Origin of the sequence: Mycobacterium sp. D16R24 (assembly GCF_002013385.1) — a bacterium.
Classification (GTDB): Bacteria; Actinomycetota; Actinomycetes; order Mycobacteriales; family Mycobacteriaceae; genus Mycobacterium.
This window is the reverse complement of record NZ_MAEV01000007.1, coordinates 74,752-98,343: the sequence shown is the minus strand read 5'-3', so window position 1 is coordinate 98,343 and position 23,592 is coordinate 74,752. Positions and strand designations below refer to the sequence as shown.

At 62.9% G+C, this 23,592-nt stretch carries 24 protein-coding genes; 9 read left to right on the top strand and 15 right to left on the bottom strand.

Going from position 1 to position 23,592, the window contains the following annotated elements; translation table 11 throughout:
* Positions 1-12: 12 nt before the first annotated feature.
* A complete protein-coding gene (locus B4383_RS05700; RefSeq protein ID WP_078289916.1) occupies positions 13-948 on the bottom strand; it encodes a patatin-like phospholipase family protein in 936 nt (311 codons plus the stop codon).
* Positions 949-1,004: 56 nt separating this feature from the next.
* Positions 1,005-1,772 carry an SDR family NAD(P)-dependent oxidoreductase gene (locus tag B4383_RS05695; protein ID WP_078289918.1) on the bottom strand — a complete coding sequence of 256 codons (768 nt, stop codon included), beginning with the start codon at positions 1,770-1,772 and terminating at the stop codon, positions 1,005-1,007.
* A gap of 88 nt (positions 1,773-1,860) precedes the next feature.
* Here B4383_RS05695 and B4383_RS05690 point away from each other — a divergent pair, with 88 nt between their 5' ends.
* On the top strand, positions 1,861-2,469 hold the full coding sequence (locus tag B4383_RS05690) for a TetR/AcrR family transcriptional regulator (RefSeq protein ID WP_078289920.1): 609 nt from the start codon (positions 1,861-1,863) through the stop codon (positions 2,467-2,469).
* A gap of 47 nt (positions 2,470-2,516) precedes the next feature.
* The gene (locus tag B4383_RS05685; RefSeq protein WP_078289922.1) at positions 2,517-2,948 is read left to right on the top strand and encodes a pyridoxamine 5'-phosphate oxidase family protein; all 432 of its coding nucleotides are present in this window, start codon (positions 2,517-2,519) and stop codon (positions 2,946-2,948) included.
* Between the two features lie 29 nt (positions 2,949-2,977).
* Here the strand turns inward: B4383_RS05685 and B4383_RS05680 are convergent, their stop codons facing one another.
* The 3 genes from B4383_RS05680 to B4383_RS05670 are packed head-to-tail and all read right to left on the bottom strand — an operon-like array spanning position 2,978 to position 6,491.
* Complete coding sequence (locus B4383_RS05680) at positions 2,978-3,247, bottom strand: metal-sensitive transcriptional regulator (RefSeq protein ID WP_078289925.1); 270 nt, start codon at positions 3,245-3,247, stop codon at positions 2,978-2,980.
* A gap of 32 nt (positions 3,248-3,279) precedes the next feature.
* Entirely contained in the window at positions 3,280-6,063 is a 2,784-nt protein-coding gene (locus B4383_RS05675; RefSeq protein ID WP_176126487.1) for an RND family transporter, read from the bottom strand.
* 29 nt (positions 6,064-6,092) lie between these two features.
* Complete coding sequence (locus B4383_RS05670; RefSeq protein WP_286144049.1) at positions 6,093-6,491, bottom strand: MmpS family transport accessory protein; 399 nt, start codon at positions 6,489-6,491, stop codon at positions 6,093-6,095.
* A gap of 328 nt (positions 6,492-6,819) precedes the next feature.
* Here B4383_RS05670 and B4383_RS05665 point away from each other — a divergent pair, with 328 nt between their 5' ends.
* Together B4383_RS05665 and B4383_RS05660 are read left to right on the top strand one after the other, a co-directional pair.
* On the top strand, positions 6,820-7,440 hold the full coding sequence (locus B4383_RS05665) for a hypothetical protein (protein WP_078289931.1): 621 nt from the start codon (positions 6,820-6,822) through the stop codon (positions 7,438-7,440).
* A 181-nt stretch (positions 7,441-7,621) separates the two neighbouring features.
* Positions 7,622-8,800 carry an FAD/NAD(P)-binding oxidoreductase gene (locus B4383_RS05660; protein WP_078289933.1) on the top strand — a complete coding sequence of 393 codons (1,179 nt, stop codon included), beginning with the start codon at positions 7,622-7,624 and terminating at the stop codon, positions 8,798-8,800.
* 1 nt (position 8,801) lies between these two features.
* On the opposite strand, the gene B4383_RS05655 is transcribed toward B4383_RS05660, so the two are convergent.
* Positions 8,802-9,635: a glycoside hydrolase family 16 protein gene (locus B4383_RS05655; protein WP_078289935.1), complete on the bottom strand. Its 834-nt coding sequence runs from the start codon at positions 9,633-9,635 to the stop codon at positions 8,802-8,804.
* A 56-nt stretch (positions 9,636-9,691) separates the two neighbouring features.
* The gene (locus B4383_RS05650) at positions 9,692-10,852 is read right to left on the bottom strand and encodes an FAD-binding oxidoreductase (RefSeq protein WP_078289936.1); all 1,161 of its coding nucleotides are present in this window, start codon (positions 10,850-10,852) and stop codon (positions 9,692-9,694) included.
* A gap of 74 nt (positions 10,853-10,926) precedes the next feature.
* Here B4383_RS05650 and B4383_RS05645 point away from each other — a divergent pair, with 74 nt between their 5' ends.
* Positions 10,927-12,177 carry a M20 family metallopeptidase gene (locus B4383_RS05645; RefSeq protein ID WP_078289937.1) on the top strand — a complete coding sequence of 417 codons (1,251 nt, stop codon included), beginning with the start codon at positions 10,927-10,929 and terminating at the stop codon, positions 12,175-12,177.
* Here B4383_RS05645 and B4383_RS05640 read toward each other — a convergent pair.
* From B4383_RS05640 to B4383_RS05620, 5 genes are all read right to left on the bottom strand, one after another.
* Positions 12,167-12,979: a CoA ester lyase gene (locus B4383_RS05640; RefSeq protein WP_078290004.1), complete on the bottom strand. Its 813-nt coding sequence runs from the start codon at positions 12,977-12,979 to the stop codon at positions 12,167-12,169. The genes B4383_RS05645 and B4383_RS05640 overlap by 11 nt on opposite strands.
* Before the next feature lie 34 nt (positions 12,980-13,013).
* Positions 13,014-13,664 (bottom strand): thioredoxin domain-containing protein, encoded by a 651-nt coding sequence (locus B4383_RS05635; RefSeq protein WP_078289938.1) that lies wholly within the window; start codon positions 13,662-13,664, stop codon positions 13,014-13,016.
* Between the two features lie 22 nt (positions 13,665-13,686).
* Positions 13,687-14,178, bottom strand: a complete 492-nt coding sequence (locus B4383_RS05630; RefSeq protein WP_078289939.1) for a DNA starvation/stationary phase protection protein — start codon at positions 14,176-14,178, stop codon at positions 13,687-13,689.
* Positions 14,179-14,230: 52 nt separating this feature from the next.
* Positions 14,231-16,117, bottom strand: coding sequence for a KUP/HAK/KT family potassium transporter (locus B4383_RS05625; RefSeq protein WP_286144048.1), 1,887 nt, complete (start codon positions 16,115-16,117; stop codon positions 14,231-14,233).
* A gap of 125 nt (positions 16,118-16,242) precedes the next feature.
* Positions 16,243-17,118 carry a sigma-70 family RNA polymerase sigma factor gene (locus tag B4383_RS05620; RefSeq protein WP_078289941.1) on the bottom strand — a complete coding sequence of 292 codons (876 nt, stop codon included), beginning with the start codon at positions 17,116-17,118 and terminating at the stop codon, positions 16,243-16,245.
* Positions 17,119-17,193: 75 nt separating this feature from the next.
* Between B4383_RS05620 and B4383_RS05615 the strand changes: the two genes are divergently transcribed.
* The gene (locus B4383_RS05615; RefSeq protein ID WP_078289942.1) at positions 17,194-17,565 is read left to right on the top strand and encodes a DoxX family protein; all 372 of its coding nucleotides are present in this window, start codon (positions 17,194-17,196) and stop codon (positions 17,563-17,565) included.
* A 20-nt stretch (positions 17,566-17,585) separates the two neighbouring features.
* On the opposite strand, the gene B4383_RS05610 is transcribed toward B4383_RS05615, so the two are convergent.
* Entirely contained in the window at positions 17,586-18,440 is an 855-nt protein-coding gene (locus B4383_RS05610) for a LysR substrate-binding domain-containing protein (protein ID WP_078289943.1), read from the bottom strand.
* Positions 18,441-18,512: 72 nt separating this feature from the next.
* Here B4383_RS05610 and B4383_RS05605 point away from each other — a divergent pair, with 72 nt between their 5' ends.
* From B4383_RS05605 to B4383_RS05595, 3 genes are all read left to right on the top strand, one after another.
* A complete protein-coding gene (locus B4383_RS05605; protein ID WP_078289944.1) occupies positions 18,513-19,520 on the top strand; it encodes a bile acid:sodium symporter family protein in 1,008 nt (335 codons plus the stop codon).
* Between the two features lie 81 nt (positions 19,521-19,601).
* Complete coding sequence (gene nei2, locus B4383_RS05600) at positions 19,602-20,366, top strand: endonuclease VIII Nei2 (protein ID WP_078289945.1); 765 nt, start codon at positions 19,602-19,604, stop codon at positions 20,364-20,366.
* Between the two features lie 66 nt (positions 20,367-20,432).
* Positions 20,433-21,128, top strand: a complete 696-nt coding sequence (locus tag B4383_RS05595; protein WP_078289946.1) for a restriction endonuclease — start codon at positions 20,433-20,435, stop codon at positions 21,126-21,128.
* Here the strand turns inward: B4383_RS05595 and B4383_RS05590 are convergent.
* Positions 21,049-21,705, bottom strand: a complete 657-nt coding sequence (locus B4383_RS05590; RefSeq protein ID WP_078289947.1) for a DUF3159 domain-containing protein — start codon at positions 21,703-21,705, stop codon at positions 21,049-21,051. The genes B4383_RS05595 and B4383_RS05590 overlap by 80 nt on opposite strands.
* Positions 21,702-23,579, bottom strand: coding sequence for a S9 family peptidase (locus tag B4383_RS05585; RefSeq protein WP_078289948.1), 1,878 nt, complete (start codon positions 23,577-23,579; stop codon positions 21,702-21,704). The genes B4383_RS05590 and B4383_RS05585 overlap by 4 nt, the downstream gene beginning before the upstream one ends.
* Positions 23,580-23,592 lie beyond the last annotated feature (13 nt).

Genomic DNA, 23,592 nt, shown 5'->3' with positions numbered 1-23,592 from the left:
GGATGTCGGCGGCTAGTTGGTGTTCGCGTATGCGTCGAGAGCCTCAGCGGCGCAACGGCGCCCGACCTCGATTACTTCGGTGGCACGATGGAAGTCGAGACTGCGACTGACACTTCGGGGTACCTCGATGAGGACATCCGGTGGGTGCGCCGCGAGTTGCATGCGGGCAAGGGCCGACTGCATGACCTCGATGGTCCGGTTCATCACTTCGAAGCTTGTCAGCTTGGCGGCGGGATCTGGTTGGCCCGCTGCTTCGGTGCCGTCGGTCTCGAACAGCGCCGAAGTGCTGCGCAGCAGCCGGTTCAACCACTCTGTGGTCACGCGCGGCTCACGAGGCTCGGGGTCAAGGGGCGGCGCCGGAGTGCGCGACTCCTCGCCTCCGCTGAGGCTTACCGCTACCCGCAGCTCGGCGTGCACCCCGGCCAGCGGTGCAACTGCCATCAGGTCGAGGACACCGCCGTCTGCCAGCACGCGGCCGTCGAGTACATGCGGAGAAATCATCCCGGGGATCGCGATAGATGCGCGGATAGCGGAGGCCAATGATCCGCGCTGTAGCCACACCGACTTGCCGGCTATCAAGTCGGTCGCGACCGCGGTGAACGGGATCGGCAGGTCTTCGATCGCGACATCGCCGAGTAGTTCGCGCACCACGTCCAGAATCTTCTCGGCGCGGAAGAAGCCGGGGCTGGTCCACGTCGGGTCCAACAGCCGCAGTACCGCGCGCTGGGTCAGCGATGTTGCCCACGAGGTGAATCCGTCGAGTGCCCCGGCTGCCTCCAGGCCGCCCACTAACGCACCCATCGAGGATCCCGAGATGCCGGAGATCTCGAAGCCGCGCTCCCGCAACTCCTGGATCACACCGATATGCGCATACCCCCGGGCCCCACCGGCGCCCAGCGCCAGCGCGATCTTGGTGCCGGGTGCGCCGGTACTCGCCTCGTCAGTCATCCACTCAATCTTGGCAAGAGCGCCGCCAGGTATCCAGGTGAGGTGTGCGACACCCGTTACGGGCGAGCGTGAGGATCGGAGGCGTTGAGCGTCGCGACGACTTCGTCGTAGTCACCGCGCGCTTCGCCGTAGCGCAGGAACTTCACCCGTTCTACCTGGATTTCGGTGGCGTCGGGCTGGGTCTCCAGCAGGGTGACCACTTCATCGATGAAGTCCTTCAGGGGCATCGCGAAGTCGCTCTCTTGCTGCCCCGGCATGAGGTCTGTGCGAACCGCGGGTGGCTGGAGTTCCTTGACTGTCACCCGGGTGTCCGCGAGCTGCAGCCGGATCGACTCACTGAGCATGTGGATGGCGGCCTTAGAGGCGTTGTAGCTGGGTGTGACCTTCAGTGGTGCGAACCCCAACCCGGACGAGACCGTGATGATGGTGGCTTCAGGCTGTGCCTGTAGGTGCTCGATGAAGTTGGCGATCAAGCGAATCGGGCCCAGCACGTTCGTGGTGACAATCTCCTCGGCCGACTGAAGGAATGACTCGGGGTGATGCCAGTCCTCGACGCGCATGATCCCTGCCATCGCGATGAGGACGTTCACGGTCGGATGGTCGGTGAGTATCTGGTGGGCGGCGGCGTGAATGCTCTCCGGATCGGCGATATCGATCTGCACAGTCGAGATGCCTGGGTGTTCAGCACGGATGCGCTCGAGTAGCTCGGTGCGGCGCCCGCCGACTATCACGGTATTGCCCTTGGTCTGCAAGGCCAGGGCGAGTTCCAGGCCGATCCCGCTGGTGGCTCCGGGAATGAACACCGTGTTGTCCGTGATCTTCATCGGGAGGCCCTCCTGTTGATTATGTGTACATACCGTACATATATGTAATGTACGGTATGTACACATAATTGGCAAGGAGTTGGACGCGATGGCGATTGCGGCAGGGGACGAGGTGAAGCGGCCGCGCCGGGGCCGGCGGCCGGCTGACCAGGTGCGCGACGAAGTGCTTCAGGCCGCGGGCGACCTGCTGTTCGCCGAGGGGATGAGCGGATTCACCATCGACAAGGTCGCTGCCCTCTCCGGTGCGAGCAAGATGACTATCTACAAGTGGTGGCCGTCCAAGGGGGCTCTCGCGCTCGACGGCTACTTCCGCCAGGTCGAACCGGAGTTGGGGTTCCCGGACACCGGGGACATCGAGCACGACCTCCGCACGCAGCTGCATGCGTTCCTGGGCGTCATTCGTGACACGATTGGGGGCGGGATCATCGGTGAACTCATCGGTCAGGCCCAAGTGGATCCGGAGCTCAAAGCGGCCTTTCTGCAAAGGTATTCGGGGCCGCGTCGTGCCCTCGCGGTAACAACGCTACGTCGGGCGCAGGAACGTGGCCAGCTTGGTGCGAAGGTGGATCCGGAGGTAGTCGTGGACCAGCTGTGGGGCGCTTGTTACCACCGGCTACTGATACCTGATCAGCCGCTGACAAGGGATTTCGTCGATGCCCTGCTCACCAATTTATTTCAGGGGATCAAATCCAGATGAATCTAGGTACGGGAATAAGCCCGACAGATCCTGGGGTTTGACGCGATATGCCACGTCAGTTCACTGAAGCAGAACGCCAGGAGTTTCTCGCGGCCAAACACATTGCCGTGCTGTCGGTTGCGGCCGACAAGGGACGCCCGCCGGCCAGCGTGCCTATCTGGTACGGCTACACGCCCGGCGGGAACATCCAGATCAACACCAGTGCGGGCAATCGCAAGGCACGCCTGATCGAGCAGGCCGGCGCGGTCACGCTGACGGTGCAGCACGAAGAGCCGCCGTATCAGTACGTCATTGTCGAGGGCACGGTTGTCGAAACGGAGCGGCCGGCCTCGGCAGAGGTACGGGAAGCCATTGCCATCCGCTATCTCGGCGAGGAGGCCGGTCGGGAGTTCGCGCGCGGATACGACGAGGCCAACACCGTGCTGTTCGTCGTTCGTCCTGATCGTTGGTTTACCGCGGACTTCTCGGGCGAGCTCTGAACTTGGGCCTGTCGGGCCGGGGTACCGCACTAGGCCAGGGCGAGGAACAGTTTTTCGAGCTCAGCCTCGGTCATGGGTGCGGTGTCTCCGTTGCGATCGGCGGCGATGCATTCCCGCAGACCGGTGGCGACGATCTTGAATCCGGCGCGGTCGAGCGCTCGTGACACGGCGGCCAGCTGGGTCACGACGTCTTTGCAGTCGCGCCCGTTTTCGATCATGTTGATTACCCCGTTCAGCTGGCCCTGTGCTCGGCGCAGTCTGCTGAGGATGGCAGTGATGCTGTCTTGATCGTCGATCATGTCTCTACCTTTCAAGGGCCTAGCTACCAGCACTATACCCTCCTGGGTATAGGGCGCCTGCGGACTTTCAACGGCCACCAGAACCATGGGCCGAGCAGCCCAGCGATGGACGGGGTCATCAATGAGCGCACGATGAGTGTGTCGAACAGTAGGCCCAAACCGATCGTGCTTCCGGCTTGGCCGATCGAGCTCAAATCGCTTGCAGCCATGGACATCATGGTGAACGCGAATACGAGTCCCGCGGATGTCACGACTCCGCCGGTTTCTCCCATTGAGCGGATGATGCCGGTCTTTAGTCCTGCGCCAATCTCTTCCTGGAAGCGCGATACGAGCAGCAGGTTGTAGTCGGATCCGACGGCCAACAGGATGATCAGGCCGAAGACTGGTGCGATCCAATTGAGCTCAAGACCGAAAATGTGTTGCCACACCAACACCGAGAGCCCGAATGCGGCGCCGAGTGACAGCAGCACTGTGCCGACGATGACCAGCGAGGCGATCAGTGCCCGGGTGATGAGCATCATCACGGCGAAGATCAGTGTCAGGGCGGCTATTCCGACGATCAGGAGGTCGTAGTGCGAACCTGACTGGATGTCGCGATAGATCGCCGCGGTACCGGTGAGGTAGAACGTGGCGTCGGTCAGGGCGGTTCCCTTGACAGCTTGATGGGCGGCTTCCAACTCGGAGGTGACTGAGGAGATTCCGGCTGGAGTGGCCGGGTCCTTGTCATGGGTGATGATGAAACGCGCGGCCGTGCCGTCGGGGGACAGGAACAGCTTCAGGCCGCGCTGAAAATCGGGATTTTGAAACGCTTCTGGTGGTAAGTAGAAGTAGTCGCCGCTTCGGGATGCGTCGAAGGCTTGGCCCATCGCGCTAGCTGTGTCGGTCATCTGAGCCATCTGTGTCACCAGGTTGGCGAAGCTGCTGTGCATGGTCAGCAGAGTTCCCTGCATGGACTTGGCCACGGCGATGATCGGTGGGAACTGCGCGGTCATCTGGGGAATGATCGCGTTGGCGTTTCCGATGTCCGCGGTCAGTGCGCGCATCTTGTCACTGAACGTGTCGATGCCGTCCATTGCGTCGAACACCGAACGTATGGCCGAGCATGCAGGGATATCGAAACAGTGCTGCTCCCAATAAAGATAGTTGCGCAGGGGCCGTATCACGTCGTCGAATTCGGCCAGATGGTCCCGAATTTCGTTCAGCGTTGCCTCCGCGTCTGTCATATCTGCGGTCATGTGGTGGGTCGCGTTGCTCATCTGGCCCAGCAGGGATTGCATGCGCTGCATGGATCCGATCATGGAGCCGAGATCCTCACTCATGGTGAGCATGTCAGCCGTACGGTCCCTCATGAATTGAAGGTTCTGCTGGATGGGAATCGACTGAGCGCTGATCTGAAACGGTATGGAGGTGTGCTCGATCGGTCCCCCTAAGGGGCGGGTGATGCTTTGCACCATTGCGATTCCGGGTGAGCGGAATACATCCTTGGCGATCTTGTCCAGGATGAGCATGTCTCCGCTATTGCGCATGTCGTGATCGCTTTCGACCACCAGGATGTCGGGATTCATTGTGGCAGCGCTAAAATGGCGTTCGGCAGCGGCGTATCCTATGTTCGACGGCAGGTCGGCCGGTATGTAGAACCGGTCGTTGTAGCTCACCTTCATGGTTGGCATGATGGCGATACCGATGAGCGCTATGGCCAGTGAGGCGGCAAACACCGCGCCTGGCCAGCGCACCGTGGCGGTGCCGATACGCCGCCAGCGCCGAACCTTCACAGCGCGCTTGGGATCAAGCAGCCCAAAGCGGCTGGCTATGACAACAACAGCGGGTGCGGCCGTGAGCGCACCCGCCACGACCACAAGCAGTCCCAGTGCGGACGGGATACCGAGTGCTTTGAAATACGACAGGCGTGCCAAGTGCAGGCACAGGGTCGCCCCGGCGATGGTCAATCCAGAGCCCAGGATTATGTGGAATGTACCCCGAAACATGGTGTAATACGCTGTTTCTCGGTCCTGGCCGGCTTGACGTGCTTCCTGATAGCGGCCAATGAGAAAGATGGCGTAATCGGTCCCCGCGGCGATCGCCAATGACGACAACATGGCCACCACGAATGTCGAGAATCCCAGTAGATCGTAGTTTCCGAGAATCGCGACAAGGCCTCTGGCAGTGCCCATCTCGACGCCGACCATGACCAGAACCAGCAGCATCGTGCTGATCGATCGATACGTGATGAGAAGCATGATCATGATGACCGCGCCCGTCACGCCCATCATGATGAGCATGCTCTTATCAGCGGCCTCGTTCATGTCTGTGGTCAACGCTGCCGGACCGGTGACATACACCGCCAGGCCTGCGGGCGGCGCTGAACGGTCCACGATCTTGCGGACCGCGTCGACGGACTTGTTTCCCAGCGTGCTGCCTTGGTCACCGGCAAGATTCAGCTGGACATACGCGGCTTTGCCGTCGCGGCTCTGCGCACCGGCAGCAGTCAGCGGGTCGCCCCATACGTTCTGCACGTGCTGCACATGCTCGGTGTCGGCCTGCAGCGCATGCACCAAGGTGTCGTAATAGTGGTGTGCCGATTCGCCGAGCGGGTTGTCGCCCTCCATCACGATCATCGCGATGCTGTCGGAGTCGGATTCGTGATATTTCTGGCCGATGTGTTTAGCCGCGATCATTGCCGGCGCGTCATGCGGCGACATCGTCACCGCATGATCTCGTGCCACCGATTCAATCGGCGGCACCAGCACATTCACTGCCACCGTCAGTAGCAGCCACCCCAGCAGGATCGGCACCGCGAATCGGCGCACGAACCGCATGAAGGCCGGGCGTTTTCCGTGGTCGGTGTTCATGCGGCTTTCACCAGACATGAGGTTTGGGCGTTGTGACCGTCTGTCGTCTGCTCATCTTCGATGTGGCCGTTCACGGTGATTCGACACCCTATGGTGGCGCTATTTCCTTGTGCCACAACACTGGCGATGACAGCCGGTACCGTAGTTTCGATGGTGTACGTCCACGGCAAACCGACGAAAGGCACCTGTCGCGGCGTAGCGTTCTCATCCAGGTAATTCACCGCACCCGTGGTGCCGCTGGGACCGTAGATCTCGTATCGCACCTGCTTGATCGTGGAGGACACGAGTGGTTCTGCGCTGCTGCCGGTGGCCGAAAAGATCGGTTCGGAGCCGAACGCGCCACGCAGGTGGTTCACGGCGACCGCGCCGAGTCCAACCGCGCACGCAACGACCATCGCGACCCACGCCCGCTTCAACGCGCTAACTATTGCTGTGCGCACTCTCTGGCCACCTTTCTGCTGTTGCTCAATCGTTTTGGATCATGATCTGTGTCCTGTTGACCTGTGCCGTATGACTGCAGGTCGCACGCGAGCCCGATTGTGGGGCCGGGTCTCATTTAATAAATACCATACCCCCTCCGGTATATTCCTAAAGTCCCGTCCTGGGATCCGGTGAGGGGAATATACCGTGGGGGGTATGGTATAAACGATGCCAGAACGAACCAACGGGCCGTCGCCGTGGTCCGCGTTGTCGATCTTGTTTCACAGTGATGGGAGATGCCGCATGTCCACAGATGGCAGTGCCGCACACAGCGGTAGGTTCGACGTGAGGATCTGGCTCGACCCGGTATGCCCGTTTTCGTGGAACACCGCGCGTTGGCTGGATGCGGTCGCGGGCCAGTCCGGTATCTCGGTCGACTGGCAGCTGATGAATCTGGCCGTCTTGAATGAGGGCAAGGAGCTGGCGCCCGCACAGCAAGCACGGATGAATGACTCGCGGCAGGTGGGGAGGCTGATGGCCGGCATTCATCGCGAGTTGGGCCAGCAGGGTTTGCATACAGCGTATTTCGCCTTCGGTGCACTGTATTTCGACGAGTCGGTACCTGTCGGTGCCGGTCTGGTCGATCGGGTACTGGGGGCGGTCGCGCCCCTGTCGACATCAAGCGATTCGCTGTCGGACATCTCGCTGGACGCACTGGTCCGTTCCTCTCACGAGGCGGGGCAGCGGGCGTTGGGAGATGTTGGCGGCAGCCCGCTATTGCAGGTCGAGAGCCGTACATTCTTCGGCCCCGTCTTGACGGCCTTGCCGGAGCACCGCACTGCGCAAGCGCTGTTTGACGCGGTCACCTCGCTTTCGCGGGTGCCGGAGTTCACGCAGCTGCAGCGTCCGCGCCCGGCGCATTAAGGCCGCTCATGTGCCATGCAGTGACGTGCTCCGTCTGTTCAAAGACCACGTGGTCTGGCTGTGGTCTCCACATTCAATCCGTGAAAAACAAAGTCCCCGAGGATCAATGGTGTGGCGGGCACGGCACACCACCGTCTGCTCCTGTGCACAGGGGCCTGTTCAGGAAGAGGGAGCGTAGAACATGAAGAAGGTCGTCATCCTGGGTGCCGGAATCGGCGGTCTGAGCGTGATCAACGAACTGCGCCGGTCTCACGTACCGGTCGGTGACCTCGATATCACCATCGTGGACGAGGACTTCACTCACTTTTTGGGATTTACCTTGCCGTGGGTCATGCGAGGCTGGCGCGATGCGGCAAGTGTGCCCATTCGGCCCAGTTCCGAGGCATTGTCGGGGATAACCACCGTGACGGGCTCCGTCGCCCGAATCGATCCCAACGCGCGCACCGTAACCTTGTCCGACTCGTCAACGCTGGACTTTGACGCGCTCGTCATCGCCACGGGTGCGCGCAATGCTCTCGACAAGATTCCGGGCTTGACGGAAGCGGCCGCCCGAGGCGACGCGGTGCACTACTACGGCGTTGCCGCAGCCGGTGATGCCCGGCGCGCGCTCGAAAACTTCTCGGGAAGCAAGCTCGTCTTCCTGGTGACGTCACAGCCCTATCGCTGTCCAGTGGCCCCCTATGAGGGAGCCCTACTGGCCTCGGACTTCTTGAATGACAAGGGCATACGGTCGGATGTCGATATCAGCGTGTACACCCCAGAGAAGCACCCGATGCCTTCGGCTGGTCCCTATGCGGGGCCGCAGCTGGTACAGCTGCTCACGGACAACGAGATCACCTTCCATGGTGAGCGCACCACAGAACGCGTCGACCCCGACAGGAAGGTTGTCGTGTTCAAGGATGGTGCCACAGTGAGTTTCGACTTGTTGGTGTTCGTTCCGCCGCATGAGCCGTCAGTCACCATAAACGGACCGGAATGGATCGGCGTCGATACACAGACCATGCAAACCTCGTACGAGGGCATCTGGGCGATCGGTGACGTCGTGTCGGTGACATCGCCGTCCGGCAGGCCTCTGCCGAAGGCTGCCATCTTCGCTAAGAATGGTGCGAAAGCCGCTGCCCAGAACGTACTTCACTATCTTGACAGGTCCGACCGGACTGCAGAGCTCTCGGGACTAGGGTACTGCTACCTCGATACCGGTCAGCATCGTGCGGCACAGGGTAAAGGTGACTTCTTCACATTGCCACACCCGACGATCACACTCACCGAACCGTCCGCTGGTCAGCATCACGACAAACAGGACGAAGAAGCTGAATGGCGCGACATGTGGGAGTCACACGACGTGCGCATCGGCAGCTGAGCTACCAGACGCGTATCCAGTCGACGAGCATCTCAGCGGGGTAGGTGCCGCCGCGGGGATCGCCGCCACCGGATCCGGCCACGGCCAGGTTCAGCACGGGAAATGCCTTGTGTCCGGGATTGTTGAACGGCCAGTCCGCGAGGGAGTTCGCGGCGACCTCGAAATACGGTGCCGCTCCGTCCGTGTAGTCCTTCCAGAACCGAATGCCCTTGTCGTCCCACTGGGTGCGCCAGGTGTGCCACGCGTTGTCGAGGGACAGGTTGTGAGTCTTCCATTCTGAGCCGTTTGCCTTGGCGTGCACGGTGGTTGCGGCCGGCCAGCTGCCATTGCCGTACCACTCGACGATGTCGATCTCACCGTCCTGGTCACTGCCGAGCCAGAACGCGGGCCACGCGCCCGGGGTCAGGCAGTTGAACTTAATACGGGCTTCCCAGGTGTAGCCGACACCGAGTTCGGTCGTGCTGTAGATCTTGCCGCCGTAGTACGTGTTGCCTTCTTTTACGGCCTTGATGACCAGGTTCGAGTTGCCGTCGAGAAAGACGTTCTTGCGATCGTCTCGATACTGGCCGACATTTTCGGGGAGCTCCCAAAAGGTCGGGTCCTTCATGGACTCGCGAGCCTTTGAGATCGCCCACTTGGATCTATCGGGCGCCGACCCGGCTGGTCCGTCAAACTCGTCGACGAAGACATACTTGCCGGTCGGAGGGGCCGCGGGCGGGCGGCCGGGTGGGTTCTGTGGTGACGGTTCCGCCCACGCTTCCGGCATGGAAACCGCTGCTGCCAACATGCCAAGCCCTGAGAACGCCATCATGCGGCGTCGATCCATGTTCACCATCGTGGCCGACGATAACAGGGTTCACCCGAAGTGGTCCGGGAGCGCGGGCGAGGCAGCTAGGGACGGGCACGCAGTGAATCGCGATCAGGTCTCAGCATCGCGGAGGTCAGACCCCGCACGGCTAGCGCCTCGGGGAGGGGATTGCCGGTGGCGAATGCGGCCCCCACTCGAGCAAGGGCGGGGGCCATCTGGATGCCGTAGCCGCCCTGGGCGGCGTACCAGAAGAAGCCCTCGACATCCGGGTCTTCGCCCACGACGGGAGTGCGGTCGGAGGTGAAGGACCGCAGTCCCGCCCAGGCCGAGTTCACACTCCGAATGCCGAGAGTGGTCGCCTTATTGATCATCCCGATCGCCCGGGCCATCTCGAGTTCGTCCGGGCGCGGGTCTCCGGGTGACTGAAGCGTCTCGTCGGCGGGCGAACAGAGGAATTGGGTGCCATCGGGCTTGAAATAGAAACTCTCGGAGACATCCAGGGTCATGGGAAGCGAGCCGGTGGGATTCGCCTGCGATGCGGATACCATGAACGCGGTGCGTCGAAGTGGCTGGATTCCCACCGGACGAGCGCCCATGGCGCGCGCGAGTTCATCGCACCACGCCCCGGCGGCGTTCACGACGGTCGCCGCCTCAAAGGCCCGTCCGGAGGAATCCCGCAGGACCCACCTGCCCTGATGGCGGCTGCCGCTCACGATGGGAGCCGACTTGACGATGATTCCGCCGCGCCGGCGGAATCCGCGTACATATCCCTGATGCAGCCCATGGACGTCGAGCTCCATCGGCGTGCGGTCGACCGCCGCCAATCGGATGTGCCCCGGGCGCAGGTAGGGGTTGATCTGCTCGGCGACCGCGCCGTCCACCAGCTCCGTGTGACAACCCTGCCGGGAGGCTTCCCGATGCCCTTCCCGAAGTGTGTCCGCGTGCGCTTCATCGGCGATGATCAACAGCGGCAAGGAGGTTGCGAGTGGAGCCTCGAAACCCTCACGGGGATCGGTGAAGAAATCGCGGCTGGCCGCTGTCAACATTCGGATGACGGGATTCCCGTAGTTCTCGATGAAGGTCGCGGCGGACCGTCCGGTCGTGTGGAACGCGAGGGTCGATTCGCGTTCCAGTAATGCGACGGTTCGGTGCTCGGCCAGTTCGTAGGCAATCGATGCGCCCGACATCCCACCTCCGACGACGATGGCGTCGACGGAGAGTTCGGTGTCGATGGATTGGCTCACGTATCCGAGGGTAGGTCGTGACGATCGCCGTATTGTCGAACTGAGTCGCAGAAGCACACAGAGTGGGAGGCCACATGGCGATTACGCTGCCCGACAACTGGGCTGAGAACTTGGGGAACTTGGCCGACTTCTACCGAGACCTGCATCAGCATCCGGAATTGTCGTTCCAGGAACACCGCACCGCGGGAAAGATCCAGGAGATCATCGCGCCGCTCGGGCTGGAGGTGACGGCGGGTGTCGGTGGCACCGGAGTTGTTGCGGTACTTCGCAACGGAACCGGCCCGGTGGTGTGGCTGCGAGCCGACTTCGACGCGCTCCCGGTACAGGAGCAGACCGGCCTCCCCTATGCCAGCACCGAGCGTGCCACCAATCCTGATGGCAGGGAGGTTCCTGTCATGCATGCGTGTGGACACGATATGCACGTCACGGCGCTGGTGGGCGCCCTCCGGCTGCTCAACGAGCTCAAGAAGCAATGGTCGGGAACGGTGGTCGCGGTCTTTCAGCCCGCCGAAGAAGTGGGCGGCGGCGCGAAGGCGATGATCGCCGACGGCATCCTCGATCGGTTCCCCAGGCCCGAGGTCGTTCTCGGTCAGCACGTCGGCCCGCTGCCTGCGGGGATGATCGCATACAAGACGGGCACGGCGCTGGCGGCCTCGGATTCCCTCAAGATGCAGCTGTTCGGCCGGGGCGGGCATGGCTCGCAACCGGAATCGACAATCGATCCGGTGGTGATGGCCTCGAATGTGGTGCAGCGGCTGCAGACCATCGTGTCGCGCGAGCTGTCTCCGTTCGAGCCCGCGGTGGTCACCGTCGGATACCTGCACGCCGGGGCGAAGGACAACATCATCCCCGACGACGCCGAACTCGGCATCAACGTCCGCACCTTCAACGAGGACGTCCGCACAAAGACGTTGGCCTCCATCACACGGATCGCGCAGGCCGAGTCGACGGCCTCGGGTGCCGACAAGGAACCGGCGGTGACCTCGATGCACTCATTCCCGGTCACCGTCGTCGACACCGCTGCGATGCAGGCGATCGCCGCGGTGTTCCGTGAGCACTTCGGTGCCGACCGGGTGATCGAGTCTCCGAATCCGCTGGCAGGCAGTGAGGATGTCGGATTCTTCGGGACTGCCGCCGGTGTCCCCACCGCATTCTGGTTTTGGGGCGGGTACACGCAGCAGCGTTTTGAAGATGCCGCGGCGGCCGGAAAACCGGTCCCGTCCAACCATTCCCCGGAGTTCGCGCCGGTCCTGGAACCCACGCTCAGCACCGGGATCGAGGCGCTCACCGTGGCGGCGCTGTCACGGCTTACCGCTAGGACGTGATCAGGCCGAGCATCCGTGCTCGCTCCAGGATGATTCGGGCGCGGTTCAGTCGAGGCAGATCGCTGCCGTCCTTGGGCTTTCCGCCGTGACTATTGAACTGTTCGACGAAGTCTCGCGCCCAGGACACGTCCTCATCGGAAGGGCTCAGCCCCTTGTTGATGGTGTCGGCATCCGCCGAGTGGAGTGCCAGCTTTCCCGTCATACCCATCTGGCGAGTCAGCGCGACCCCCTCAGCCAACTGGTCCGGGTCACGAGTCGGCCCGTCGATCGGCCCTGGGATGTGTGCGGCACGCGAAGCAACTACGAGCTGAGAGCGGCTGTACGCCAAGGCCAATGGGTCTTGCTCGACGCCGATATCGAGCGTGTAGTCGTTGACGCCAAAGGCGATGCGAAAACAGGGGCGAGCGGCCGCGATGTCGTGCACGCGGGACATACCGCGCGCGGTTTCGATCAGCGCGATCACCGGAGCTTCGCCACCGAGGCGGTTTGCGGTGTCCCACATGTGGTTTCCACCCTCGGTCTTGGCGAGTACCACGCCTTTCAGGCCGCGGGCGTCGGCGAGAGTCCGGCAGTCGGCCGACCAAAACTCGCTTGATGCGTCGTTGACGCGTACCCAAGCCTGCCCGCCGGAGTTGAGGTATTCCATCACGCGTTCGCGTGCCGGTTCCTTCTCGTTTGGTGCGACGGCGTCTTCCAGGTCCAGGATCACCTCGTCGGCATTGGTGGACGCGACGGCGGCGTTGAGGTCAGGCTCGCGGGAAGGGCTCACCAGAAGCCACGAGCGCGAAACCTTCGAGTTCACGGACACGGTGCCAGTATCTCGCAGAGTTACGCCGCTACCGCGGTGTTCTGCTCAGCCAGTCCGATTCGCCGTCGACGGGCTGGTTGTCGATCACGACCATAGGCACACCGGATTTGGGGAAGGCCCGCAGCAGCGGAAGGTTGTTCGCCGCGATGACGCGCGGGTCAAAGGGCACCGGCAGGCCGACCCGGATGAGGTCCTGCGCACTCTGGGGAGCGCCGACGCCGTTCGCCAGCTCCGCCAGCTGGTCATTACTGAGGTCCGTGTCCCCTTCTTCCTCGGGCTGCTGATCCTTCGCGTAGAACCGCTGGATGAAGCGCCAGGTCGTATCACTCGACCGTGACTGATCGGCCACGACGAACGCCGCATAGATCGCGCGGCTGTCGTAAGTGCCGCTGGCCGAGTACTTGTCGAGGAAGTCCACGAACCTGAGGTTGATGTGCAGCTTGCCCGATTCGATGCGCCGCCCGATCTCGTCGCCCTGGCTTTGAACCATCTTTCCGCTGTAGGGGCACAGCGGATCCAAGTACAGGTCGATCTGCCCGGGAGCCGCCGGATCACCGAGGGAGAGCACATCTCCGGCGGGTGAGGCATCGGCCGCGCGAGCCAGTCCGGGGTTGGGGCCCCAGAGCAGCACCGCGCTGAGTAGACCAATGATCGTCGCGAAGCGTTTCACAGCATGCATCGGTCCATCATCGCGTAAGCAGCTACACCTTCCGATTCTCGGACTTGATCAGCCAGGCCAGCTTTTCCAGACCGGCGATCAGCTGATGCAGGATGTCGGCGGTGGTCGGGTCTTCGTCGTCCACCGAATCGTGTACTGCGCGCAGCGTCTTCACCGTGGCGTAGATGCGGGTGGTGATCAGGTCGACCACATCGCCGGTGCTGCGTTCGTAGGGCGGGAATTCCGGCAGCGTCGTGCTGGCCGCCACCGTGTCCGAACGGCCATCGGGCAAGGCGTCGAGTGCACGCATCCGCTCGGCGACGGTGTCGCTGGACTCGCGGGCGAAGTCGACGAGCTCGTCGAGCTGCAGGTGCAGGTCGCGGAAGTTACTTCCCACGACGTTCCAGTGCGCCTGCTTGCCCTGCAGGTGAAGCTCGATCAGGTCAACCAGGACTTGTTGCAAGTGGCCGGTCAGTTCTGCAGACGGTTGGAAGTTTGTGACATCGGATTCGGGTGTACGGGCTGAAGTACTCATGCTTAATACAATCCCACCTAATCTGGATCTATTCCAGATTAGGTGGGAAACGTCATACGTCGATGCGCGAGCCCATGATGACCGTGCGGTCTCTGGGCAGTCCGAAGTACTCGGCGGCGTCCGCGGTGATATGCGATGTGGCGAGGAACAGCTGCTTGCGCCATCGAGCCATCGTCGGCTCCGTGCCCCTGCCAAGTTCTAGTTTCGAGAGGAAGTACGTGGCCTCGTCGATCGGGATGGCTTGTCCCTCGGTCTGCGCGGGGTCGAGTAGTCCCAGTGCGTGGGGGACGTTCGGGGTCTCCATGTATCCGAAGCGTGCCGTGACGTGAATGATCCCGTCTTCGGCGTATCCGAGATTGTCGATGGTCGTCCGCTCGGCGTCTTCCACGCGGGGAATCGGCGATGTCTCGATCGACAGGATGACGACGTGCTCATGGAGCACATGGTTGTGTTCGACGTTGGCACGCATCGCGAGCGGCGTGGTGTCCTTGCTCCGGTTGAGGAACACCGCGGTTCCGGGCACGCGCACCACATGCGTGGTGTCCCCATTGAGTTGGTCGACGAACGCGCGCAGTGGGCCTTCGGCCTGTTCCCGGGCGGGCGTCACGATGGTGCGGCCGCGCTCCCATGTCGTCATCACCGTGAACGCCGTCAGTGCGATCAACAGCGGCAGCCACGCCCCATGAACCAGCTTGGTCATGTTCGCCGCCAGGAACAGCACGTCGATGGTCAGCAGTGCACCCGCGCCGAGCAGCAGCAGCCAGAGCGGGGTGTTCCAGCGGATGCGGGCGACATAAAAGAACAGCGTGGTGGTGATCGTGATGGTGCCGGTCACCGCCATGCCGAACGCGTAGGCCAGCGCGGCCGAGGTCTGGAACGCGAAGACCAGCGTCAGCACGGAGACCATCAGTACCCAATTGATCCACGGCACGTAGATCTGGCCGATCGTTGATTCCGAAGTGTGGGCAATCCGCAACCGTGGCAGGTAACCGAGCTGAACTGCTTGCGATGCCACCGAATACGCACCGGTGATCACGGCCTGTGAGGCGATCACCGTGGCGGCGGTGGCGAGCAGCACGATCGGCAAGCGTGCCCATTCGGGCGTCAACAAGAAGAACGGCGCGCTGACGGCGGATTGATCGCCCAGGATCAGGGCACCCTGACCGAAGTAGCTCAGCGTCAGCGCGGGCAGCGCCAGACCGAGCCACCCATAGGTGATGGCCTTGCGCCCGAAGTGGCCCATATCGGCGTACAACGCCTCGGCGCCCGTCACCGAGAGCACCACTGCCGCGAGTGCGAAGAACGCGATGTGAAAATGCCCGACCATGAAACCGATTGCGTAGGTGGGTGAGAGCGCCCTGAGGATCTCCGGATGCGCGGCGATACCGGTGATCCCGCAGGCGCCGATCGCCAGGAACCATAGGATCATCACCGGCCCGAAGAACCGCCCGATGAGGGCGGTGCCATGGCGTTGTACGGCGAACAAGGCGACGATGATCACCGCGGTGATGGGGACGATCCACGCCTCCAGATCCGGCTGAATGACCTTCACACCCTCGATTGCCGAGAGCACGGAGATAGCAGGGGTGATCATGCTGTCTCCGAAAAACAGCGCGGCGCCAAAGAGTCCGCCGCCGGCCAGCGCCAGGGCTCCGCGACGCCCTTGCTTACCGCCCCAACGCGTCAGCAGCGTGATGAGCGCCATGATGCCGCCCTCGCCCTCATTGTCGGCGCGCATCACCAGCGTGACGTACGTGAACGTCACGATCGCCATTACCGACCAGAAGATCAACGACACGATGCCGTACACGTTGTCCGTGCTTACCGGCACGGGGTGCGGGTCAGCCGGATTGAAGACCGTCTGAATGGTGTAGATCGGGCTCGTCCCGATATCGCCGAACACCACTCCGAGCGCGCCGACGACGACCGCAAGGCGCACGGTGCTCGACGCAGTGGCCGGGCTGTGTGGTGACGCGGTCGCAGAGTCGTGTTGCACGGTGTGGTTCTCGTTTCTGCCTCGCCCACCGTGCCGTCCGGTGTGGCTGGTGATGTGGCAGCCAGATATTAGCTCGATCGCGAGCCGCTGGCCCTCTGGTAGGCAGCGGTCAGTTCGGCGCCACGGCTCGAGTACGGGGCGATGTCTATCCGAGTGACCAGTCCGTTATGGGTGTCCATCCGGACAACCGCGAAGGGATGGCCGCCCGGTGCGATGACCGCGCCCGGCTGCCCGTCGATAAGAAGCGACACCGCCACGGCGATGCGATCGATGAACGTGCGCGTCTCCTCGGCGACGGCTCGGGCGCCCCGCACGAGTGTCGCTGCGCCAGTGGGGATGAGTGCGCGGTCAACGCTGCGGACCACCTCGGGTGCCATCAAGGTGATCAGGCGCTCGATGTCGCCACCACGGGCCGCCGACAGGAAGGCGTCGACGATCTCCAGCTGGTTCTCGACATCGCTGGCACTCGCGGGGTCAGCGATGTCGAGCCGCAATCGCGCCCTACTGGCGAGCTTCTTCGCGGAGACGACGGTCGTATCGAGTACCTCGGCGACGTCCTCGAACGGCACGGCGAACAGGTCGTGCAGGACATAGGCCACACGCTGCTTGGGGGACAATTCGCCGAGCACCACGAGCATCGCACGTGAAACCTGCTCACGCCGTAGGAAGTCCTCATCAGCGGCCAGGCTCGTACCAGGGATGTGATCGGCAGTCAGTGAAATCTCGCCGCGGCGTTCGCGTGCTCTCAGCTGATCGAGGCAGAGCCGGGCGGTGACGGTGGTAAGCCACCCGTCGAGATTTTCCACCTGATTCACGTCGGCGGACTGCGCCCGGATCCAGGCGGCTTGCACCGCGTCTTCTGCGTCGTGGTGTGAGCCCAGGATCCGGTGGGCCACGGACAGTAGTCGGGGCCGCGCGGACTCGAATTCTTCGATGAGATCCACGAGAGAGGTCACCTTTCCGTCATGTCGGTCGTCAAGAGAGTGAGGTCAACGAAACCGACTAGATGGGAGGCACATATGAGCGTACAGATGCTTGACGTTGGACTGTTGGTGACGACGGTTCTGTGCGTCATCGTCAACGGATTCGAGGTGGCGGCCAAGGCGCTCAAGGCACAGTTCGTGGTGCAGAACTCCGTGGAGGTGGGATTGGCACCGCGATGGATTCCCTATCTCGCGGTCGTCGAGGGTGCTGGGGTGGTCGGTCTGATCATCGGTCTTGCCGGGGTGCGTCCAATCGGCCTCGCCGCGGCAATGGGGTTGGTGGCGTTCTTCATCGGCGCGGTGGCCGCGCACATCCGCAGCAACGTGCTGCACAACGTCGCGTTTCCGGCCGTGTTCCTGGCGCTTGCGGCGGGATCCGTGGCCTACTTCGCGCTAACGACTGGTTAGGTCGACCGAGGGTCTCGAGTTCACCGGTGCAGTCGGTGCGTACTGGCGATGATCGCGTCGCAGAGTGCCTGCTCGGGTTCGGACAGCACACTGCGCCGCCGCAGCAGCACGAACTCCAGCTCGCCAAGGTCGGGCAGGCTCTCATCGCTGACTCTGGTAAGACCTTCAGGCAAAAGGGATTCCGCGTGTGCGATCACGCCCATACCCGCGAGGGTCGCCGCCCGCAGGCCCAGTTGGCTGTCGCTGACGCATGCGATGCGCCAGGTCCGGCCCTCCCGCTCGAGTGCGCGCAACGCGGCGTGCCGAGTCAGGCTCGGCGGGGGATAGGTCACTATGGGTACCGGGTCACGCACGTCCTGGGTGTTGGGCCGCCCTGCCCACACCAGCCTGTCGCGCCACAGCAACTCGCCGTGCTTCTCTCCCGGCAGGCGCTTGGCCACCATCAGGTCCAGCTCGCCCGCGGTCATGCGAGTCTTGAGGTATTCACTCAGTCCGACGACGAGTTCCAGATCCACACCCGGATGCGAGTCCTGGAACTCGACAAGCACATCGGGCAGCTCGCGGGCCACTAGGTCGTCGGAGGCGCCGAGCCGGATGAGTCCGGTCAGTTCCGAACTCGCGAAGTAGCGGTCGGCCTGGGTGTGGGCGTCCAGGATCGAGCGCGCGAACCCGACCATCGCGGCGCCGTCGGCGGTCAATGCCAGATTGCGGGTATCGCGGCGGAACAGCTCTCGGCCGGTGGACTGTTCCAGCCGCGCGATATGTCCGCTCACCGTGGATTGGCGTAGCCCGAGAATGCGGCCCGCCGCGGTGAACCCGCCCGCACGCTCGACCGTCAGAAAAGTGCGAAGCAGCTCGGGATCCAGCATTGCCATCACGATACGCGTTCAGAGATATCACTTCTATCAACTTTCACAATCAGTTCCTGTACTCGTACGGTGTCCTGTGTGACTTGGCTGGCCAAACTTCGCATTGACGGCTTCTTGCTGGGGCTGTTCGCTGCCATGGGGATTGGGCTGCTACTCCCGGCCCGCGGCGGTGCTGCCGATGTTCTCGAGTGGGCGACCAAGATCGCCATCGCGGTGCTGTTCTTCCTCTACGGGACTCGGCTGGAACCGCGCGAGGCACTTGAGGGTCTGAAGCACTGGAAACTGCACACCACGGTGCTGGCCGCCACCTATATGCTCTTCCCGTTACTGGGGCTGGCGATGCGGCTGCTGGTGCCGTCGGTGCTGACCGACGACCTTTACACGGGCGTGCTCTATCTGTGCCTGCTGCCGTCGACGGTGCAATCTTCGATTGCATTCACGTCCATCGCCCGCGGCAATGTCGGTGCTGCGGTGGTGAGCGCCTCGCTGTCGAATATGTTGGGCGTCTTCATGACTCCCTTCCTGGTGATGCTTCTCATGCAGACCACCGGGGAGGCGACTGTCTCGCCCACCGCGATACTGGAGATCGTGGTGCAGCTTCTGCTGCCTTTTGTCGCTGGCCAGTTGTTGCGGCCCAAGCTGTATCGGATTCTGTCCCACGCCACGCTCACCAAAGTTGTTGACCGTGGCTCGGTTTACCTAGTGGTCTATGCGGCGTTCAGCGCCGGGATGGTCGAGCACGTCTGGCAGGGCCTGCAGATCTCTCGGCTGTTGGCAGTCGTCGCGGTCAGCATCGTGCTGCTAGCGGTGGTGTTGGGTGTCACGGCGTGTGCGGCGCGGCTGTTGCGGTTCGACCGGGCAGACAGAATCGTCGTCATCTTCTGTGGATCCAAGAAGAGTTTGGCGACCGGATTGCCGATGGCCACCGTGCTGTTCGCGGGACACCCCGTGGGCCTGATTGTGCTGCCGCTGATGATCTTCCACCAGATCCAACTGATTACCTGCGCGGCGCTGGCCGGGCGGTGGGGGCGTGCCGAGAGTTCAGATGCGGCGACCGTCGGAGGCGAGACCGTCTCTGCTACCTGACCTTTGCGTATCGGTGGGCTCGCTGTCGCTTCGGTGCGGTGTTGGATAGCCTGTGACGGCTAGCGCGAGGAGGGCGGTGGAATGCCAGAAGGCGACACGGCGTTCCGGACGGCGCAACGCCTGGCCGATGTGCTGACCGGCCGGGTGCTCACTGGCTGCGATATCCGTGTTCCACGTTTCGCAACCGTCGATATGAGCGGGGAACGCGTTGACAGCGTGCTTGCACGCGGAAAACATCTCTTCATTCGCGTCGGCTGGGCCAGCATTCACTCGCATCTGAAAATGGATGGCAGCTGGCGGATCATGTCCGCTCAGGGGCCCGTATCCACGTGGGACCATCGAATCAGAGCGGTATTGACGACAGACGACTCGGTGGCTCTCGGGATCAGCTTGGGTGTTCTGGATGTGGTCAAGCGGGAGCGAGAAAACGACATCGTGGGTCATCTAGGCCCGGATCTTCTTGGTGCAGCTTGGGATCCGGCGATCGCGTTGGAGCGATTGATGGCGCGGTCAGATGACGAGCTGGGTGCGACGCTTCTCGACCAGAGGGTCATGGCGGGCATTGGCAACGTGTATTGCAACGAACTGTGTTTTCTGGCCGGGTTGCTGCCCACAACGCCGGTGAGAGGCCTCGTTGATCCCGAGCGTTTCGTGGAGCGTGCGCACGGGCTGTTGCATGCGAACAAGGACAGCCACCGCAGGACAACGACCGGTGACCCGCGGCCCGGCCATGAGCTGTGGGTTTACGGCCGACATGGAAGGCCGTGCCGCCGTTGCGGAACCCGGATCTCACGCGATCGGGCCCTGCCGCGCGTGGCGTATTGGTGCCCTGGTTGCCAGCGGTGAGGTGACACCGTGTACCTGGGCGTCCGTAACGCGCAGGTGTCGGAGGGCTGGCTTAAAGTTCATTGAATGATGCTGCGGCGGTGGAGGCGTAAGGCGGTTCAGGCAAGGCGCCGCCTGTCGCGCGCATTGGTCGCGGTGATCGTTGTGGTGTTGGCTGGGCCCATCGTGGCGCTGATTGTTTGGCCCGGCGTCCTGGTGTACCGGAACACGGGGGACCCAGCGCTCGCCGCGTTGGCGCAGGTGGCGTATCTGGCATCGCCCTACGCCGTGTATCTGATCTTGCGGAGTGCGGGATGGGTCCTGCGAGGGTTGGGCGATGCGATGACCCGGCGCCGATATGAGGCCAGGCTGCTTAGGTATGCCACGCTGTCGGGGCTTTCCGAGATCGACGAGATGTCTGGCCTCGATTTCGAGACGTTCGTCGCGGCCCGCATGTATAGCGCCGGATGGCATATCGAGACCACCGCCGCGTCCAGCGATTACGGCGTTGACCTGATAGCCACGAATCGGCGCGATGTTGTCGCCGTCCAGTGCAAGCGTTATTCAAAGACCGTGGGTGTCAGGGCAGTTCAAGAGGTCGTCGCGGGTGCGCGGCACTACGATTGCACCCGCGCCATGGTGGTCAGCAACCAGGATTTCACCCGGCAGGCTCAGACGCTGGCCGCGACCAGCAAGTGTGAACTCATCGGTCGTGATCGCCTTCCGCGCTGGCTGAATCAGGGCGAGGTAGCCGCCTTTTCGAACGCCGCACCGCCCAGATGACCACCAGCAGCGCCATACCGAAGAGTGGGTAGCCCATCGCGATACGGGCGAAGGCCAGCCAGCCCACTGAGTCCTGCGTATACAACCATTCCTGCACAACGAATCTGGACGCGAACACCGTCGCTAGGGCCAGGGTCGCCACCGCGTAGCCAAACCGCGACGGTTTGTCTTGGCGCCAGCGCTGCCCGGTGCCGGTGACGCCATGCCAGAGCACTCCCGCAAGCGGCCAGCCCACCAGCACCGAGGCCAGGAAGACCGTTGCGGCGATGAGATTGGTCCAAATACCCATCAGGAAAAAGCCTTTGGCCGAACCGATCTGATAAGCGATGGCCGCAGAGATGGCAACCCCGAATAGCCCGGAGATCGCGGGTTGCAGCGGCTGGTTGCGTAACCACCGCCAAGCGGCAACCGCCGCTGCCGTCGCGATGGATATCCAGATCGCTCCGGCTAAACCAAAAGAACTGTTGCCCAAGGCAAACGTCACACTGGGTAGACCGGCGTAGATGAGACCGGACAGACCACCTGCCTGTTCGAGGAGGGTCTGCTTGCGTTCGGACAGCTCGGAAACCTCGGTCACCGCACCTGCCGCCCACCCAGATGCCGGGCCAGGAATAGTTCCGTCGCACGGAACAGGTCGATCTGGTTCTCCGGGTTCAGGAAACCGTGTCCCTCATCGGCCTTGACCATGTACTCGACCTCGACACCACGAGCACGCAGAGCTGCCACAATGTTGTCGGATTCGGCCTGGACCACGCGAACATCATTGGCGCCCTGTGCAACTAAGAGCGGGGTGCGGATCTGATCCACCCGGCTGATGGGCGATCGGGCGAGCATATCGGCCTCCTGCTCCGGCACGGCGGGATCGCCGACGTACCGGTACCAGTTGTTGGTCAGGTTCGGTCGCACAAATGGCGGAAGGGTCCGCATGAAGTTCGCGAGATCCGAGATGCCCACGTAGTCGATGGCGGCTGCGAAGACATCGGGGGTGAAGGTGACCCCAACCAGTGCGGAGTACCCGCCGTACGAGCCGCCGAAGATCGCGACCCGGCTCGGATCCGCATAGCCCTGCTTGACTGCCCAGTCGACGGCGTCGATCAGATCGTCGTGCATCCTGCCCGCGAACTCGCCGATGGCCGCCTTCGTGAAGGCCTTGCCATAGCCGGTGGATCCGCGGAAGTTGACCTGCAGCACCGCGTATCCACGGTTGGCCAGGAACTGCACGGACGGGTCGAATCCCCAGCTGTCACGGTGCCACGGACCACCGTGGACCACCAGCACCAGGGGGAGTCCCGCGGGTTCCATCCCAACGGGCAGGGTCAGGTAGGAGTGCAGATTCAAACCATCGCGCGAGGCGATCGTCACTGGCGTCATGGGCGCCAGGTCCGCCGGAGCCAGGTGCGGGTACGGCCGGAACAGTTGCCGGCTTTCGCCCTTTTCGTGGTCGTAGAAATAGGTGAGTCCGGGCTCCCGGTCATGCGTAAAACTGACCACCCAGCGTTGGCCGCTCTCATCGGACGAAATTTCCGCGAGGTCTCCGTCCGAGAGTTCCTGGAGCCCTTCCAACACCGGAGCGAAATCCGGATCGAGGACCCGGATTTCCTGCCGCTCGCCGAGATACCGGACAGCCAGCAGCTCGCCAGTCTTTCGATGCCGGATCAGCGACGGCGCCAGGCCCAGGGCAGCGGAAAGGTCGAAGGCCGGATGGCTGTCGACGACCGACTCCTCACCGGTGGCCAGGTCGAGCCGGACCAGGCGGGTGCGATCGGTGTCACGGCTAGAACCCATCCACAGCCCGGTACCGTCCGGTGTCATCTGGGTCGGGTGCATACCCACCGGGTAGTCCGCGCCGTTGTATACGACGAGAGATGCCAGCGCCCCGGACTCGTAGCGGGAGAACTCGATATCTCCTTCAGGTGTCAGCGATTGCGTGAAGACCTCGTGATGAGGGCCGCAGAACCAGGCGATGACGTCGCCGGGGTTCTCGGCGAGCATGGTCAGCTCGCCGGATGCGATGTCGAGCTCGTAGAGGTCGATGTGGTCGATTCGGCGGTGGTTCAGCTGGATGAACAACTTGCCGGGGCGGCCGTATGGCTGCTCCAGGCCCAGCAGTCGCACGCCGGGATATGGAGTCAGATCGATGGCCGGTGCGTCGGTGTCGTCCAAGTCGACCCGGTACAGATGCCAGTTCTCGTCACCACCAGAGTCCTGCACGTACAGCAGCCAGCGCGGGTCGTCGACCCAGAGAAATCCCGTGACGCTCCGGGTTTCGTCGCGGGTGACGCACTGCGCGTCGGCGGGGTTGTTGCCATCGGTGGCTTGCACCCATACGTTGAGACGATTCTTCCGCGGCGCTAGGTACGCGATCTTGGTTCCGTCCGGCGAGATCGACGCGGACGTGCGAACCGGCGGATCGAAGAACTCCTCGACGGTGATGAGCTTGGGCAGCGCCATTGTGTTCCTCTCG

Coding starts and splice junctions, on each gene's coding strand:
- B4383_RS05700 (WP_078289916.1), bottom strand. CDS start 948: ATGACTGACGAGGCGAGTACCGGCGCACCCGGCACCAAGATCGCGCTG.
- B4383_RS05695 (WP_078289918.1), bottom strand. CDS start 1,772: ATGAAGATCACGGACAACACGGTGTTCATTCCCGGAGCCACCAGCGGG.
- B4383_RS05690 (WP_078289920.1), top strand. CDS start 1,861: ATGGCGATTGCGGCAGGGGACGAGGTGAAGCGGCCGCGCCGGGGCCGG.
- B4383_RS05685 (WP_078289922.1), top strand. CDS start 2,517: ATGCCACGTCAGTTCACTGAAGCAGAACGCCAGGAGTTTCTCGCGGCC.
- B4383_RS05680 (WP_078289925.1), bottom strand. CDS start 3,247: ATGATCGACGATCAAGACAGCATCACTGCCATCCTCAGCAGACTGCGC.
- B4383_RS05675 (WP_176126487.1), bottom strand. CDS start 6,063: ATGCGGTTCGTGCGCCGATTCGCGGTGCCGATCCTGCTGGGGTGGCTG.
- B4383_RS05670 (WP_286144049.1), bottom strand. CDS start 6,491: ATGGTCGTTGCGTGCGCGGTTGGACTCGGCGCGGTCGCCGTGAACCAC.
- B4383_RS05665 (WP_078289931.1), top strand. CDS start 6,820: ATGTCCACAGATGGCAGTGCCGCACACAGCGGTAGGTTCGACGTGAGG.
- B4383_RS05660 (WP_078289933.1), top strand. CDS start 7,622: ATGAAGAAGGTCGTCATCCTGGGTGCCGGAATCGGCGGTCTGAGCGTG.
- B4383_RS05655 (WP_078289935.1), bottom strand. CDS start 9,635: ATGGTGAACATGGATCGACGCCGCATGATGGCGTTCTCAGGGCTTGGC.
- B4383_RS05645 (WP_078289937.1), top strand. CDS start 10,927: ATGGCGATTACGCTGCCCGACAACTGGGCTGAGAACTTGGGGAACTTG.
- B4383_RS05635 (WP_078289938.1), bottom strand. CDS start 13,664: ATGCATGCTGTGAAACGCTTCGCGACGATCATTGGTCTACTCAGCGCG.
- B4383_RS05630 (WP_078289939.1), bottom strand. CDS start 14,178: ATGAGTACTTCAGCCCGTACACCCGAATCCGATGTCACAAACTTCCAA.
- B4383_RS05615 (WP_078289942.1), top strand. CDS start 17,194: ATGAGCGTACAGATGCTTGACGTTGGACTGTTGGTGACGACGGTTCTG.
- B4383_RS05610 (WP_078289943.1), bottom strand. CDS start 18,440: ATGGCAATGCTGGATCCCGAGCTGCTTCGCACTTTTCTGACGGTCGAG.
- nei2 (WP_078289945.1), top strand. CDS start 19,602: ATGCCAGAAGGCGACACGGCGTTCCGGACGGCGCAACGCCTGGCCGAT.
- B4383_RS05595 (WP_078289946.1), top strand. CDS start 20,433: ATGATGCTGCGGCGGTGGAGGCGTAAGGCGGTTCAGGCAAGGCGCCGC.
- B4383_RS05585 (WP_078289948.1), bottom strand. CDS start 23,579: ATGGCGCTGCCCAAGCTCATCACCGTCGAGGAGTTCTTCGATCCGCCG.